Raw genomic sequence first — 16,798 nt, 5'->3', positions numbered from 1 at the left:
GCAAAGACTTTGCAGATTTCGTATATCGGTATGCGGACACAAGAAGTCGAAATCAAACCAACTTTAAAAGTCGTATTAAAGTCTGATTCTCAGAATCTTGATGAAGTTGTAGTAACAGCTATGGGTATCAAGCGATCTGAAAAATCTTTAGGTTATGCTGTCTCCAGTGTAAAAGGAGATGAGATAACTAAGGCGCGTGAAAGTAATGTGCTTAATTCGTTGTCCGGTAAGATTGCAGGTTTGCAAATTGCACAGTCGTCCGGAACAGTAGGTGGTAGCTCAAGTATACAGATTCGTGGCGCTTCTTCCATTGGTACAGTTTCTTCTCCTCTGTTTATTATTGACGGACTTCCTATTGATAATGGTTCTTACAATCCTGACAGAACCAATGGTATAGTCGATGTGGGTAACCGCGCAGGAGACATCAACTCTGACGATATTGAATCTATCAACGTATTGAAGGGTGCAGCTGCAACCGCATTGTATGGAGCGCGTGCAAAGGATGGTGCAATTGTTATTACCACAAAGAAAGGAAAAAAGAACTCACCGGTCTTTGTTACGGTGAATTCCTCAACACGATTTGAAAATGTACTCAAATTGCCTGATTTCCAGAATGAGTATGCACAGGGTAGTTACGGAGTGTATAATGTAAAGATGTTGAATGGATGGGGACCGAAGATTTCGTCGGTACAAGATCAGCAATTTACAGATTATAAAGGAGATAAAGTGACTTTGAAGGCAAATCCTGATAATGTGAAGGATTTCTATGAAACCGGAATGAGTTATATTAATAATGTATCAGTAGCCGGAGGTGGTGAAAAAGCTGATTTCCGTTTGAGTTTTACCTCTACCAACCAGACGGGTGTTGTACCTGGTTCTGACTATAATAAATATGCTTTTTCTGTGAATGCAGGTATGAACTTTACGAATAACTTTACAGGACGTATTTCTGCTCAATACATACGTTCTGATTCAGAAGGTCGTCCGGCACAGGGAGCAAATGATAGTAACTTGTTGATTCCATTGATCAATGGATTGCCAAGAACCATTGATATTCATGACATCAAGCAGAATTGGATTGATGAAAATGGTAAACAGATTACGCTAGACCCGGAAGGTAAAAGTAATAATCCGTACTGGATTATTAATAAGAATAAGTTTACCAATAATCTGGATCGTATGATCGGCAATATCACATTGACTTATAAACCGATTGAAGGATTGACTATTACTAATAATGCCGGAACGGATTTCTATACAGAAGGAAGACGTAAAGTTTATGCAAAAGGTACTGTAGGAGCCTTGAACGGTAAATTCCAGACTTGGAATTTGTATAAAAGAATTATAAATAATGACTTAATGGTTTCCTATGAGAAGACTTTTGCCAATGATTATCATTTTAAGGCTATGGTAGGTCACAATCTCTATCAGGAAGAATGGAAAAATGAGAATGTACAAGCTCAGAATCTCGTAGTTGACGAGTTATATACATACACTAATGCAAAGTCTACTACTCCGGTGAATTATTATGAAAAGAAACGTCTTGTGGGTTTGTATGGAGATATTAGCTTGGGATATAAAGATATGCTTTTCGTTAATGTAACAGGACGTAATGACTGGTCGTCTACTTTGCCTGTCAATAATCGTTCTTATTTTTATCCGTCTATCAGCGGTAGTTTCATTTTCACAGAGTTGATGGAGAATAAAGACATTCTGAATTATGGTAAGGTTCGTTTAAGCTATGCGAATGTGGGTAGTGATGAAGACCCATATAATTTAGCATTTAAATATACTCCTGCCAGTACTTATTTCTTGCAATATTTGGGCAATGTTAATACTTTCCCACATATGGGACTGGTTGGTTTTACCGGCCCTCGTGTATTGCCGAATGAAAATCTGAAACCTCAGAATCAAAGTTCATTCGAAGTCGGAGCTGATTTACGTTTCTTCGGTGGAAAGATTCGTTTGGATATGACTTACTATAGTAACATTACAAAGAATCAGATTGTAAGTATTGATGTCCCGTTATCAACAGGTTACTTTGCTAATAATATCAATGCCGGAAAGATTGCCAATAAAGGTGTCGAAGTAACTTTGGGTTTGACACCTGTAGAAACACGTAACTTTAAATGGGATCTGGATGCAACGTTTGCTTCTAATAAGCAGACTGTGGAAGAATTGGCCGAAGGACTTGATGAATATACATTAACAAGCGGATTGAGTGGTCTGCAGATTAAGGCTGCGAAAGGTGATTCGTTCGGTTTGTACGGTACTGCCTGGAAGCGTGATGATCAAGGCAATTATGTGATCAATTCTAAGACAGGTTTGAGAGAAACTGTCAATAACGTACGCCTGGGAGATGTTTATCCTGATTTTACAATGGGTATTAATAACACACTTACTTATAAAGGATTGACCTTCAGTTTCTTGATTGATATTCGTCATGGAGGGTCTTTGTATTCAGAAACTGTCGCTAATTTAAGAAGCAGCGGTTTGGCTGCAGAAACAGTAGCTCATCGTGAAGATGCTTCTTTTATCGAACCGGGCGTAATCCTTCAGGATGACGGAACCTACAGACCTAATGATGTGCCGGTGAAGAGTATGCAGGATTACTGGCAACATGTGTCCAATTCTAGTAATAATGAAGGAAATATCTATAATGCATCATTCGTGAAACTTAGAGAGGTACAACTGTCTTATAGTTTCCCACGTAAATGGTTCAAGAGTTTCTTTGTTAAATCATTGGATTTAGGCTTCGAGGCACGTAATTTATGGATCATCAAAGACCATGTGCCGCATATTGATCCGGAAGCAAACTTTTTTGGTCCCTCTCAAATCGGAGGTGGTGTAGAGTTTAACAGCATTCCTTCTACCAGAAGTTTCGGATTTAATCTCAGATTAACATTGTAAGAATTAAACGAAGATGATTATGAAAAAGAAAATATTAGTATATGCATTAAGCGCTTTGACATGTGGGCTGTTTACCTCATGCAGCGATTGGCTTGATATTAACCATGACCCCAATACTGCCGAGAAAGTTGATCCCGGATATTTATTTAACTATGCAGCTGTAAACTGGGCCGGAACACGAACAGGTGGTGACTTCTATATTCCTTTATCTATGAGTTCACAGTGTCAGGTTGACGGTGGACTTGATTATGGTGGATGGGATGAATCAGTATATACCATTTCTCCCTACAGCACAGGAAACGTGTGGAAACATTATTATTCTGTTGGTGGCAACAATTTGATGCTGGCTATTAAAAATGCAGAAGAATCAGATCCGGTGAATCACAATGCTATTGCACAATGTAAGATTCTGCTGGCTGAACATATGTATGAAGCAACCATGTTATGGGGAGACATACCTTTCACCGAGTCATGGAACGGAACAATCAAATATCCGAAGTTTGATTCTCAGGAAAGTGTGCTGAATGGTGTTCTGTCGTTGCTTGATGAGGCATTGCAGGTAATGGATCTGAATGATGCTAATGCGATTGATGAGTACGATATCTATTATAAAGGTGACATGAACAAATGGATGACTCTGGCAAAATCGTTAAAGTTCAGGACACTGATGGTCATGGTAGACAAAGATCCTTCTAAGGCTACTGCTATTGGTACGATGTTGCAGGCTGGAGGAATGGTTTCATCAGCATCAGATAATTTGGTATTCCCTTATTCTACAGACCCGGGCAATCAGAATCCTAAATATGAACTTATAGAGTTGGTCGGTGGTACGCAGATTTTGTTTTTTGCCAGCAATTATATGCTGAAGCCGATGCAGGAACGCAATGACCCCCGTATTCCTTGTTATTTTGAGCCGGGTGCCGATGGTGTGTACAGAGGGTTAGGCAACCGTGAGCCTGCTGAGACAGATGACAAGGATAATATGTTATCATCTGTTGTGAGCAGCTATCTTTTCAGGAAAGATGCGCCGGAGCTGATTTACTCTTGTCAGGAACAGCTGCTTCTGGAAGCGGAAGCTTATGCTCGCGGTTTGGGAGTTGCTCAGAATCTGTCGAAGGCTAATGAATTGTACAAGAAAGGCGTTCGGGAAGCATGTGCATTCTATGGAGTAGCTGAAAACGATATTGATACATATGTTACAGGTTTGCCGGAATTGACAACAGTGACTCCGGAGAATGCATTATATGAGATTCATATGCAACAGTGGATTGATTTGATGGACCGTCCGTTCGAGGAGTTCGTGCAGTGGAGGCGTTCCGGAACTGCAGGCAATGAAGTTCCAACTTTGCAAGTACCGGAAGATGCAACTTCAAAAGAACTGATCAGAAGATGGGAATATAGCCCCGAAGAGATGACGGCTAATATCAATGCTCCGAAAGAATCTCCGAAGATCTGGGAAAAATTATGGTTTGATTTATAATCGAATTATTATAAATGGTTACGAAAAAGAGGACAATACAACATTGTCCTTTTTTTTTTTGTTATATTTGCGACCATATTTAGATTTATATATCAGAAGAAAAGAATGAAAGAATTTATAATATCCGAAGCCAAAGTAGAAACAGCAGTACTTGTCGGACTCATTACCCAGACGCAGGATGAGCGGAAAACAAACGAGTATCTCGATGAATTGGCTTTCCTTGCTGAGACGGCTGGGGCGGAAGTAGTAAAACGATTTACACAGAAATTGCCGACTGCCAATTCGGTAACTTATGTCGGAAAAGGGAAATTGGAAGAGATCAGACAATATATACGAACGGAAGAGGAAGAAGAACGTGAAGTAGGAATGGTTATCTTTGATGATGAACTTTCCGCGAAACAAATACGTAATATTGAAGCCGAACTGAAAGTGAAGATACTGGACCGTACTTCATTGATTCTCGATATATTTGCGATGCGCGCTCAGACTGCCAATGCGAAGACGCAGGTGGAGCTGGCTCAATATAAATATATGTTGCCACGTCTGCAACGGCTTTGGACTCACTTGGAACGCCAAGGTGGTGGATCAGGTAGCGGAAGCGGTAAAGGAGGCTCTGTGGGACTTCGCGGACCGGGTGAAACGCAGCTCGAAATGGACCGCCGTATCATCTTGAACCGTATGTCATTGCTGAAAGAACGTCTGGCTGAAATTGATAAACAGAAAGCTACCCAGCGTAAAAATCGAGGACGTATGATCCGTGTCGCACTGGTTGGCTATACCAACGTTGGAAAATCGACAATCATGAACTTACTGTCAAAGAGCGAAGTTTTTGCAGAAAACAAGCTTTTTGCTACACTGGATACAACGGTACGTAAAGTGATCATCGATAACCTGCCGTTTCTCTTATCTGATACAGTCGGATTTATCCGTAAATTGCCTACCGATCTGGTGGATTCATTCAAATCGACTTTGGATGAGGTGCGAGAAGCAGATTTATTGGTACATGTAGTCGATATCTCTCATCCCGGATTTGAAGAACAGATTGAAGTGGTGAACAGGACACTGGCCGACATTGGCGGCGGCGGCAAACCCATGATACTTATATTTAATAAAATAGACGCTTATACCTACGTGGAGAAAGCGCCGGACGACCTTACCCCCCGAACAAAGGAAAACTTAACACTCGAAGAACTGATGAAGACGTGGATGGCAAAGATGGAGGACAACTGCCTCTTTATTTCCGCCCGCGAACGAATCAATATAGACGAACTGAAAGATGTGGTTTATCAGCGAGTGAAAGAATTGCATGTTCAAAAGTATCCCTATAACGATTTTCTTTATCAGACTTACGAAGAGGAAGAATAATAATCAATGTACCGCTTACTGATTGGGGGAGGCGGTACATATCTATTTTTTATCTATATGAAAGACTATCGTAAACTGACTGAAGACGAAGTGCTTCAGTTGAAGAGCCAGTCGTGTCTGGCTGATGATTGGGGGAATGTTTCGGTTGCTGAGGGCTTTAACTGTGAGTATGTTCACCATACTCGTTTTTCGGGTGAAGTGAAATTAGGCGTATTTGATGCCGAATTTACGCTGCCCGGAGGAATCAGGAAACACTCGGGACTCCGTCATGTCACTCTGCACAATGTAGTAGTAGGGGATAACTGCTGCATTGAAAACATTCAAAACTACATTGCTAATTATGAAATTGGAAATGATACCTTCATTGAAAATGTAGATATCATTTTAGTAGATGGGCTGAGCACCTTTGGTAATGGGGTAGAAGCAACAGTGCTCAATGAAACGGGGGGGCGTGAAGTGCTGATTAATGATAAGCTGTCGGCACACCAAGCGTACATACTGGCCTTATATCGCCACCGCCCGGAACTGATTAATCGCATGAAAGCGATTGCTGATTATTATTCCAATAAACATGCTTCTGCTACAGGCAGTATAGGCGACCATGTGATGATCCTTAATACGGGATCTATCAAGAATGTGCGAATCGGTGATTATTGCCATATCTGTGGTACTTGTCGTTTATCAAACGGTAGTGTAAACAGTAATGTAACAGCACCTGTACACATCGGACATGGAGTAATATGTGATGATTTCATTATTTCTTCTGGTTCTGAAGTGGATGACGGTACAATGTTGACCCGTTGTTTTGTTGGTCAGGCATGTAAGTTGGGGCATAACTACTCAGCTTCCGATTCCTTGTTCTTTAGTAACTGTCAGGGAGAGAATGGAGAAGCATGTGCTATCTTTGCAGGACCTTTTACAGTGACTCACCACAAATCGACTTTATTGATTGCCGGAATGTTCTCGTTTATGAACGCGGGATCGGGCTCCAATCAGAGTAACCACATGTATAAATTGGGACCTATCCATCAAGGAACAATGGAAAGAGGGGCTAAAACGACTTCAGACTCGTATATCTTATGGCCGGCACGTGTCGGAGCTTTCTCTCTGGTAATGGGACGACACGTTAATCATGCCGATACTTCTAACCTTCCTTTCTCTTATCTGATTGAGCAACGAAATACGACTTATTTGGTTCCGGGAGTGAATCTGAGAAGTGTAGGTACCATTCGCGATGCTCAGAAGTGGCCGAAACGTGATAAGCGGAAAGATCCGAATCGCCTGGATTATATCAATTATAATCTTCTGAGTCCATATACTATTCAGAAAATGTTCAAAGGACGCTCTATTCTGAAGGACCTTAAACGGGTATCCGGGGAAACATCTGAAATCTATTCTTTCCAAAGTGCAAAGATTAAAAATTCTTCTCTGAACAACGGCATTCGTTTTTATGAAATTGCTATTCATAAGTTTTTGGGGAATTCAATCATAAAGCGCTTGGAGGGTATTAATTTCCAAAGTAATGAAGAGATACGCCAGCGTCTGAAACCGGATACGGAAATCGGAACTGGTGAATGGGTGGATATGTCCGGACTGATCGCTCCTAAAAGTGAAATAGACCGCCTGCTCGATGGTATCGAGAATGGTTCAGTCAACCGATTGAAATCCATTAATGCCAGCTTTGCGGAAATGCACGAGAATTACTATACGTATGAGTGGACTTGGGCTTATAACAAAATTCAGGAGTTTTATGGTTTGAATCCGGATGAGATAACAGCGCAGGACATAATCTGTATCGTGAAAACATGGAAGGAGGCAGTAGTGGGTCTCGATAAAATGGTATATGATGATGCCCGTAAAGAGTTCTCACTGTCTTCAATGACAGGATTCGGGGCGGATGGGTCTCATGATGAAATGAAGCAGGACTTTGAACAAGTACGCGGTGACTTTGAAAGTAACACATTTGTTACAGCGGTATTAAAACATATCGAAGATAAAACGGCCCTTGGAAATGAACTGATCAAAAGAATTGAGTCCATTCAAGACTAAGTGATAAAGCTGGCTTATTCTTTAATTCATTCATTTATAATAGCTTTTGTTGTACAGAGTTCTCGGCCAGTTTTCATCTTGATGAGAAAAAAATCTCACCTTGATGAGAAAATTTTCTTATCGCAATGAGAAAAAAAACTCATCACGGTGAGAATAAATTCTCACTGTAACAAGAAACTATTCTTGTTGCAGTGGGCATTGTTCCTTTCTCCGTTATTCATTCTTAATTCTTCATTCATCATTCATCATTCTTCATTCTTAATTGCTACCTTTGCCTCACTAACTAACATTACGTAATAAAAAAAGAGATTATGGCAACACCTCCGTTTAAGTATCAGCCCATGTTTGAAAAGGGAAAAGATACAACTGAGTATTATCTGCTTACAAAAGACTATGTATCGGTAAGCGAGTTTGAAGGACATCCTATCCTGAAAATTGAGAAAGAAGGTTTGACTGCGATGGCTAATGCTGCTTTTCGTGATGTGTCATTTATGCTTCGTCGTTCGCACAATGAACAGGTTGCTAAGATTCTGAGTGATCCGGAAGCCAGTGAGAACGATAAGTACGTAGCATTGACTTTCCTGCGTAATGCAGAAGTGGCAGCCAAAGGGGTACTTCCATTCTGCCAGGATACCGGTACCGCTATTATCCACGGTGAGAAAGGACAGCAGGTATGGACTGGCTATACGGATGAAGAAGCTCTGTCACTGGGTGTTTATAAAACATATACTGAAGAGAATCTGCGTTACTCTCAGAATGCGGCTCTCAATATGTATGATGAGGTGAATACAAAATGTAACCTGCCTGCACAGATTGACATCGAAGCTACTGAAGGAATGGAATACGAATTCCTCTGTGTTACTAAAGGTGGCGGTTCTGCCAATAAAACATATTTGTATCAGGAAACAAAAGCAATTCTGAATCCCGGTACACTGGTTCCGTTCCTGGTTGAAAAGATGAAGACTTTGGGAACAGCTGCTTGTCCTCCTTATCACATTGCTTTCGTTATCGGCGGTACTTCTGCCGAGAAGAATCTGCTGACTGTGAAACTGGCTTCCACTCACTTTTACGATAATCTGCCGACTACAGGAAATGAGTATGGTCGTGCTTTCCGTGATATTGAGCTGGAAAAACAAGTGCTGGAAGAAGCTCACAAGATTGGATTGGGCGCACAATTCGGTGGTAAATATCTGGCGCATGATGTCCGTATTATTCGTCTGCCTCGTCACGGCGCCTCTTGCCCGGTAGGTTTGGGCGTATCTTGTTCTGCGGATCGTAATATCAAATGTAAAATCAATAAAGAAGGTGTCTGGATTGAGAAACTAGATTCAAATCCGGGCAGTCTGATTCCGGCTGAATTGCGCCAGGCTGGTGAAGGTGATGTGGTGAAAATCGATCTGAACCGTCCGATGGCTGAAATTTTGAAAGAACTGACTAAATATCCCGTATCCACTCGTTTGTCACTGAGCGGTACAATCATTGTTGGTCGTGATATTGCTCATGCTAAACTGAAAGAGCGTTTGGATCGTGGAGAAGATTTGCCTCAGTATATCAAGGATCATCCTATCTATTATGCCGGTCCGGCCAAAACTCCGGCTGGTATGGCTTGCGGTTCAATGGGACCGACAACTGCCGGACGTATGGACTCATATGTTGAGTTGTTCCAGAGTCATGGTGGCAGTATGGTTATGCTGGCGAAAGGTAACCGTAGCCAGCAGGTTACAGATGCTTGTCAGAAATATGGCGGCTTCTATCTGGGGTCTATCGGCGGACCGGCTGCAATCCTAGCTCAGAATAATATCAAGAGCATTGAATGTGTTGAATATCCGGAATTGGGTATGGAAGCTATCTGGAAAATAGAAGTAGAAGATTTCCCGGCATTTATTTTGGTAGATGACAAAGGAAATGACTTCTTCAAACAGATTAAACCACGTTGTGCCAAATAATAAGTAACAAGTAATAAGTAATAGCAAGTAATTCTTGCGGTTGATTACATAAACATTCATTTTAGGGATACCTGTCAGTTTTCGTATGGGCATCCCTTTTTTTATAAACTTGCTTATCTAATAATTAAAACACCATGAAACCACTAGTGATGAATTTATCCAATCAAAAGAACCAGCATATTGTTTGGCTGGATGTCGTTCGTTTTATTGCGATGTTTACAGTTGTCTGCTGTCATTGCACCGATCCGTTTAATTTTTATCCCGGTACGGCTCCGAATATCGGAGAAATAAAACTTTGGGGTGCTATCTACGGATCTGTACTGCGTCCGTGCGTGCCTCTGTTTGTGATGATTACCGGTGCATTGCTTCTGCCTGTAAGAGGTGATACTTCTACTTTTTACAAGAAACGTATTCCCCGTGTCTTTTATCCGTTCCTGATATGGTCGGTGCTATATAATCTGTTCCCTTGGATTACAGGCCTGTTGGGACTGAATCCTCAGATTATTCTTGATTTCTTCCCGTATGCGGGAGAGGAAGTGATGCAGCAATCATTCTCTGTATCTTTGGAATATATTTTGATGATTCCGTTCAACTTCTCCATTTTAGCCGTGCATATGTGGTATATTTATCTGCTTATCGGGCTGTATCTGTATTTGCCGGTTTTCTCAGCTTGGGTAGAGAAGGCTTCGGAACGTGCCAAACTGATGTTTCTGCTGGCTTGGGGGGTAACTTTGCTGCTTCCTTATTATTATCAGTTTGTTTCTAATTATTTATGGGGAACCTGTTCATGGAACTCTTTTGGAATGCTGTATGCTTTTGCCGGTTTCAATGGCTATCTGTTGTTGGGGCATTATCTGAAAAATCTGGAATGGAGCTTGAAGAAAACGTTGGCGATTGGCATTCCGATGTTTGCAGTCGGTTATGCGGTGACATTCTTAGGTTTCAGGCATATAACCGCATTGCCGGAATATACGGATGAGATGCTGGAACTCTTCTTTACCTATTGTTCTCTTAATGTTGTAATGATGACGATACCTGTGTTTATGCTGGCAAAGAAAGTAAAAGTGAACTCGGAAAGAATGAAAAAGGCATTGGCGAATCTCACTGTATGCGGATTCGGTATTTATATGATACATTATTTCTTTACAGGGCCGTCGGTCGTGCTGATGAGAGCTATTAATATGCCGATTGGTTTGCAGATACCTGTAGCCGCTATTCTTGCTTTCGCCGTTTCATGGGGATTGGTATGGCTGATCTATCGTGCAGGAAAGGTTGCTAAATATATAGTAGGATAATAAGTTATAGAAAATAGAAATAGATGAGAGGTTATCAAAGGTTAATAGTAACTGGATTATCCTCCTTCCTGAAGGAGGAGAGTTTAATTACTATTGACTTTTGACATCCCCCTCTTATCGTTTCTTCCGATATTATTTTTTATTTAATTCCTTCTTCCATTTCTCATATTTTGCCAGTACTTTGCTGCCATCTTTGTTGTACCAGCTATATCCGTTCCGGCGTTCATGTCCGATTTCCGATATGTCATATTTCTTAATTCCGTCGCGGTCGGAGAAGAAAGGACGATTAGTATCCAGTTCATAAAAACGTGCCCATAGTATGGGGCAATCTTCGCAAGGGATCATCCGGTAATCTCTTTTTCCGTCACTGTTGGTGAAGTATTCTTTTTGTATTCCTTTTATTTCGGATTTCTTGAACCATTTGACGGCTGATTCTATCGATTCAATTACTTTTTCCGATGGATGGGGGAGAGACATGAGCAAAAGCACGATATTGTCGGATTCTTGTCCGCTCAATGAAGGTAACTCGTATGCACGTGCCTTGCAGGGCTCCAGTGTGATGCGGTCATGCTGTGCACACCATACTGTCAGGTCCCCGTTTTGGCGAACCTGTGTCCGGAGGATACATTCTATTCCTTTGTCAAAGGCTTTACGTGCTTGCTGGCAGGTTTCATCGGGGATGAAAGTATAAGGAGACTGCTTTTCGTAGATTTCCCGTAACTGCTGCATGACTCTGACCATTGCGTTGTCATTGTATGTGATTTGGACATAGTATCCTGTAGGACGCGGGTAGAACTGAGGCCATCCGCCGTTGTCATATTGCGCTTTGAGTAGATATTGGATGCCTTTCAGTACTCCTTCTTTGTATTTCTCTTTTTGTGTAGCTTGATAAAGACGGGCCAGATATTGGATTTCAGTTGTCGTGGCGTTGTTGTCAATGGTACTTTGGTTGACGTCTCCTTTCGCATTCCATGCTTTGGTGTATTCCTGCTCTGTCAGTTCTGCCGGCATGTAAATGTTTTTGGGCCAGCCTCCCGTGACTTGCTGATACAATAATACATTGTCTCCGATGCGTTGTGCTTCTTCTGTCCGGAAAAAGGCATCATTGAACTTGGGAGCGAGGTGTACCCATTCTTTGTAATTCTGTTGTTTCCTGTAATCTGTTGCTTGGGCTGAAACTCCGGTCTGAATGAAAAGTAACAGAAAGAAAAAGGCTGTTTGTCTCATGACTTCTATTGTTAAGTGAATGTTATGGTGTGTGCAAATGTAGAAGAAAAGGTCGGGAATGAAGGGTAATATCTGTTCTTAATGGCATAAAAATTGGGCTAATCGCTTTTATCAGATGATTAGCCCAATGAAAACAGGAGAATCAATGTTTTATTGCTCCAGATATTTGGTGATTTTTCCGCTGATTTGCAGTAGTGAGATTTCGCAAAGTTTGGTGTTGTATTCTGCCGAGAGAATACGTTCTTCGGCATCCAGCAGACTCTTTTGTGCCTCGCGTACTTCAAAACCGGAAAGGTCTCCCTGTATATAACGGTCCATGGCGATATCATGATTGTCTTTGGCAGTCACAAGATTCTGCCGTTCCAGATTCAGCAGCTGAAGATTATTACGGTATGCTTGCCACAAGTTGCTGAGATCGGAACGAAGGGCTAACTCCAGTTCCTGTCGTTCCAGACGACGATTCTTGAAGGCAAGGGTTGCGTTGCGCTTTTCACGGCGGCGGTTGCCGTCGAAGATATTAAAACCGACAGTAACTCCGGCATTAAAGCCTAAGTTGCCTCTTCTGCTATTTGCATTGATATCATACTTATTAAAGGTGTATCCATAGCCGGTATTCAGTTTGAGGTATGGATAGTTGCGGGAGTTGATCTTTTTGTAATCCAGCTGTGCCAGTACGGTGTTCTGGTCGGCTTTCAGCAAAGAAGCATTGGTGGATAAGGTAGCATTCCATAAATCGTCGAACAGTAAGTCACTGTGTACGTCAATGGTAGAATCTTTGATGACGATAATCTGATTTACATTATTGTTAGCCATCAATTCATTAAGTTGGATGCGTGAGGAGTGCAGCAATTCCTGTTGCTTGATGTATTGGGCACTGTCCGCATTGAAGTCCACTTTGGCTTGCTGATAATCCAGACCTGAGAATTTACCGACAAGATGGCTCGCTTCTGCTATACGCAAGCGTTCTTTGGAAAGTGACATCGCATAATGAAAGTTCTTCAAACGGATCTTTTGCTGGATGAAGTTGTAGTATTCCGAGGCAAGATCGGCGATGAAGTCTTCAATGGCAATGCGGGTATTGATTTCGCCCTGCCGTTCCAGTTCCTTTAGTTGCTTGTACGTAGTGCTGATATTGAATCCGTCGAAGATGGTCCAGTTGAGGTTGAGGCCGACGTTAACTGTCTGGTCGTAGACTCCATTATTTTTGGTGACCTCTCCGGTGGCACGGGCTTTCGTCTCGATGTTGTCCAGGTTTCCGGTATATCCGGCAGAAAAGTCCAAAGTAGGCAGATAACCTGCATTTCCGAGTGTCGCGTTATTCTTGCTGATCTGTTCTTCGTTATGGACGATGCGCAGAGAATAATTGTTTTGCAGCCCTTCTTCCAGACAGTCTTTTAAGGAATAGATTCGCTGTGCCTTCACTGGAGAAACTGATATGAAGACACATGTGGTAACTATGTATATGATTTGTTTCATGCAAATACTTTTCTGTTTCATTCTTTTGTTATTTTGATTCGGTTAGTCGAAATATAACTGTAGATGGCCGGCACGATATACATAGTAAGCAGTGTGGAAACAACCATACCACCTACTACAGCTGTACCCATGGCGATGCGCTGATTGGCGCCTTCTCCGCTGGCAAATGCCAATGGAATAAGTCCCAGTACAGTAGAAGCACTTGTCATTAGAATCGGGCGCAGACGCTGTAATGCGGCATCTTTGATGGCGCTCATTTTATCCTCGCCTGCTTCTTGTTTCTGATTGGCGAATTCCACGATCAGGATACCGTTTTTAGCCACGAGACCAATCAGCATGATAATACCGATCTGACTGAAAATATTCATTGTGATATCTCCGAAATACATGAATACCAAGGCTCCGGCGATAGCCAAAGGCACTGTTAACATGATTATTAACGGGTCCTTGAAACTTTCAAACTGTGCTGCCAGGATCAGATAAATCAGAAGGATAGCCAAAATAAAGGCAAACATCAGGCTCGAAGAACTTTCACGGTATTCCTTGGAGTCTCCGGATAATGCGGTACGGAAAGTATCATCCAATGTTTCTTTGGCAATCTTGTCCATTTCATCCAGTCCTTGTCCGATGGTCTTTCCGTCAGCCAGTCCGGCGGAAATTGTGGCTGATACAAATCGGTTGTAGCGGTACAGTTTGGGTGGAGCGATACCGTTTTCCAGCTCAATCAGATTATCCAGTTGTATCATATCTCCATTGCTGCTGCGGATGTAGATAGCTTTCAGATCGGCAGGCTTGTTTCGTTGCTGGCGGTTGATTTCACCCAAAATTTCATACTGCTTTCCGTTCATATAGAAATATCCCATACGCTGGCCGCTCAATCCGTATTGCAGCGTTTGGGCGATGTTTTTGGTACTAACTCCCATTACACTTGCTTTGTCACGGTTGATCTTGATGCGGGCTTCCGGTTTGCTGAACTTCAAGTCTACGTCTGCCATCTGGAAAACCGGATTCTCATATACTTTGGCCATGAACTGCGGTAATACCTCCTGCAGTTTTTCAAGATTGGTAGCCTGGAGTACGTATTGGACAGGCATACTTCCCCGGCGTCCGCCGAAAGAAGACTGCTGTTGTACGAACGAGCGTGCCATGGTCTTTTTCTGAACTGCCTTTGATATCTTTTCCGCAACTTCCATCTGCGTGTAGTCACGGTCTTTCATGTCTTTCAGTGTAATGCGTACGTTTCCGCTACCACTGGATACACGTGCTGTCACCGCTTCCGCATCCGGCAGAATAGAATCTACAAGCTGGTTGATATCTTCGGTATAGTCCCGGATATATTCATAAGTGACACCCTCCGCACCTCGGGTGTTGATCGAGATTTGCGACCGGTCTTCAAGCGGTGCCATTTCTGCCGGAATAGCATTCCATAAGAAGCCGATCAGGCAGATGGTTATAAAAGTGAACGGAAGTGCCAGCCAGCGCTTGCGCAAAAAAGCAGCGAGCGAACGGCTGTACCATCGGTTCATCCCTTCAAAAAACGGTTCTGTTTTAGTGTAGAACCAGTTTTGTTTCTCACGTTTGATGAGTAACTTTGTGGCCAGCATCGGTGTGAAGGTCAGTGCCGCAAATGAAGAGATAATGACAGAACCCGAAATTACAATACTGAATTCCCGGAACAAACGTCCTGTCATACCTTGCATAAAGACAATCGGGAAGAATACTGCAACCAGTGTGATGGTCGTTGAAATAACGGCAAAGAAGATCTCTTTGGCTCCTTCTATTCCCGCTTCTTTCGGACTCATTCCTTTTTCGATACGGATATAGATGTTCTCCGTCATTACGATGGCGTCATCCACCACCAGTCCCACGGCCAGCACAATGGCAAGCATGGAAAGTACGTTAATGGAGAATCCGGCAAGATACATGACGAAGAATGCTCCAATCAGCGATACGGGAATTACGATGCACGGAACCAGCGTCACCCGCCAGTCGCGTAAGAAAAGGAAGATGATGATGATAACCAGAATAAAGGCTACATATACAGTCTCTTTTACCTCATTGATAGATGCCCGGATAAATTTGGTATTATCAAAACCATAGCTATACGTCACATCTTCCGGCAGGTCCTTCTTCATCTGTTCCATGCGTTTGTACACAGCATCGGCAATTTCGATGTGATTGGCTCCCGGCTGTGGAATAACAACAACACCTACCATGGGTACACCGTTCATTTTCATGTAACTTTTGATGTCGGCAGGCCCAAGTTCTGCGCGTCCGATATCGCTGAAGCGGACGATACGGTTATTGTCTTCTTTTACAATAAGATCATTGAACTCATCGGCGGTATGCATTAATCCCAACGTACGGATTGTCAGCTCAGTAGTGTTTCCTTCAATACTACCCGAAGGAAGTTCGACATTCTCATTGTCTACAGCATTCTTTACATCAATCGGAGTAATACCGTATCCCGCCATCTTGACCGGATCGAGCCAAAGGCGCATGGAATAACGCTTTTCACCCCAAATGGATACACTACTTACATCAGAGATTGTCTGCAATTGCTCTTTGACAGTCAGGTCCGCAATCTCACTTAATTCAAGCAGTGAGCGTTTGTCGCTTTGGAGGGCAACCATCAAAATGGGCATCGCATCGGCATCCGCTTTTGATACAGTCGGTGGGTCACAGTCTCGGGGCAGATAACGTTGGGCACGGGAAACTTTGTCACGTACGTCATTTGCTGCAGTTTCCAGGTCGACTGAAAGTTCAAATTCTACCGTAATACGGCTTTGTCCCTGCTGGCTGACGCTGGATAGAGACCGGATGCCCGGTATACCATTAATATTTTGTTCCAGTGGCTCGGTTATCTGGTTTTCAATTACGTCGGCATTGGCCCCCGGATAAGAACAACTGACAGAAATGATCGGGTTGTCCACCGATGGATATTCACGGACACCCAGATAACTGTATCCGATGAAGCCAAAGAGGAGAATAATGATTGTCAGTACCGTAGCTAATACCGGACGGCGTATACTTAATTCAGATATATTCAT

At 42.5% G+C, this 16,798-nt stretch carries 9 protein-coding genes; 6 read left to right on the top strand and 3 right to left on the bottom strand.

All coding sequences use genetic code 11. From position 1 onward, the window contains the following. The 6 genes from HMPREF2794_RS03795 to HMPREF2794_RS03770 form a co-directional block, all read left to right on the top strand. On the top strand, positions 1–2,910 hold a 2,910-nt coding region (locus HMPREF2794_RS03795; RefSeq protein ID WP_246839583.1), incomplete at its 5' end, for a SusC/RagA family TonB-linked outer membrane protein. 19 nt (positions 2,911–2,929) lie between these two features. After that, positions 2,930–4,390, top strand: coding sequence for a SusD/RagB family nutrient-binding outer membrane lipoprotein (locus HMPREF2794_RS03790; RefSeq protein WP_022301465.1), 1,461 nt, complete (start codon positions 2,930–2,932; stop codon positions 4,388–4,390). A gap of 105 nt (positions 4,391–4,495) precedes the next feature. Beyond that, on the top strand, positions 4,496–5,755 hold the full coding sequence (gene hflX, locus HMPREF2794_RS03785) for a GTPase HflX (RefSeq protein ID WP_070750950.1): 1,260 nt from the start codon (positions 4,496–4,498) through the stop codon (positions 5,753–5,755). A gap of 57 nt (positions 5,756–5,812) precedes the next feature. Then, on the top strand, positions 5,813–7,804 hold the full coding sequence (locus HMPREF2794_RS03780) for a DUF4954 family protein (protein ID WP_029425720.1): 1,992 nt from the start codon (positions 5,813–5,815) through the stop codon (positions 7,802–7,804). A 311-nt stretch (positions 7,805–8,115) separates the two neighbouring features. Beyond that, complete coding sequence (locus HMPREF2794_RS03775) at positions 8,116–9,750, top strand: fumarate hydratase (protein WP_070750948.1); 1,635 nt, start codon at positions 8,116–8,118, stop codon at positions 9,748–9,750. Positions 9,751–9,884: 134 nt separating this feature from the next. Then, the gene (locus tag HMPREF2794_RS03770; RefSeq protein ID WP_029425719.1) at positions 9,885–11,045 is read left to right on the top strand and encodes an acyltransferase; all 1,161 of its coding nucleotides are present in this window, start codon (positions 9,885–9,887) and stop codon (positions 11,043–11,045) included. 132 nt (positions 11,046–11,177) lie between these two features. Here the strand turns inward: HMPREF2794_RS03770 and pelA are convergent, their stop codons facing one another. From pelA to HMPREF2794_RS03755, 3 genes are all read right to left on the bottom strand, one after another. Beyond that, the gene (pelA, locus tag HMPREF2794_RS03765) at positions 11,178–12,272 is read right to left on the bottom strand and encodes a pectate lyase (protein ID WP_055270579.1); all 1,095 of its coding nucleotides are present in this window, start codon (positions 12,270–12,272) and stop codon (positions 11,178–11,180) included. 150 nt (positions 12,273–12,422) lie between these two features. Further along, complete coding sequence (locus tag HMPREF2794_RS03760) at positions 12,423–13,769, bottom strand: TolC family protein (protein WP_010539462.1); 1,347 nt, start codon at positions 13,767–13,769, stop codon at positions 12,423–12,425. Next, positions 13,766–16,798, bottom strand: a complete 3,033-nt coding sequence (locus HMPREF2794_RS03755) for an efflux RND transporter permease subunit (RefSeq protein WP_008759587.1) — start codon at positions 16,796–16,798, stop codon at positions 13,766–13,768. Before HMPREF2794_RS03755 ends, HMPREF2794_RS03760 begins: the two co-directional genes overlap by 4 nt.

Origin of the sequence: Bacteroides sp. HMSC067B03 (assembly GCF_001811315.1) — a bacterium.
In the GTDB taxonomy this organism is placed as follows: Bacteria; Bacteroidota; Bacteroidia; order Bacteroidales; family Bacteroidaceae; genus Bacteroides; species Bacteroides faecis.
This window is presented reverse-complemented; position numbering and strand designations above follow the sequence as displayed.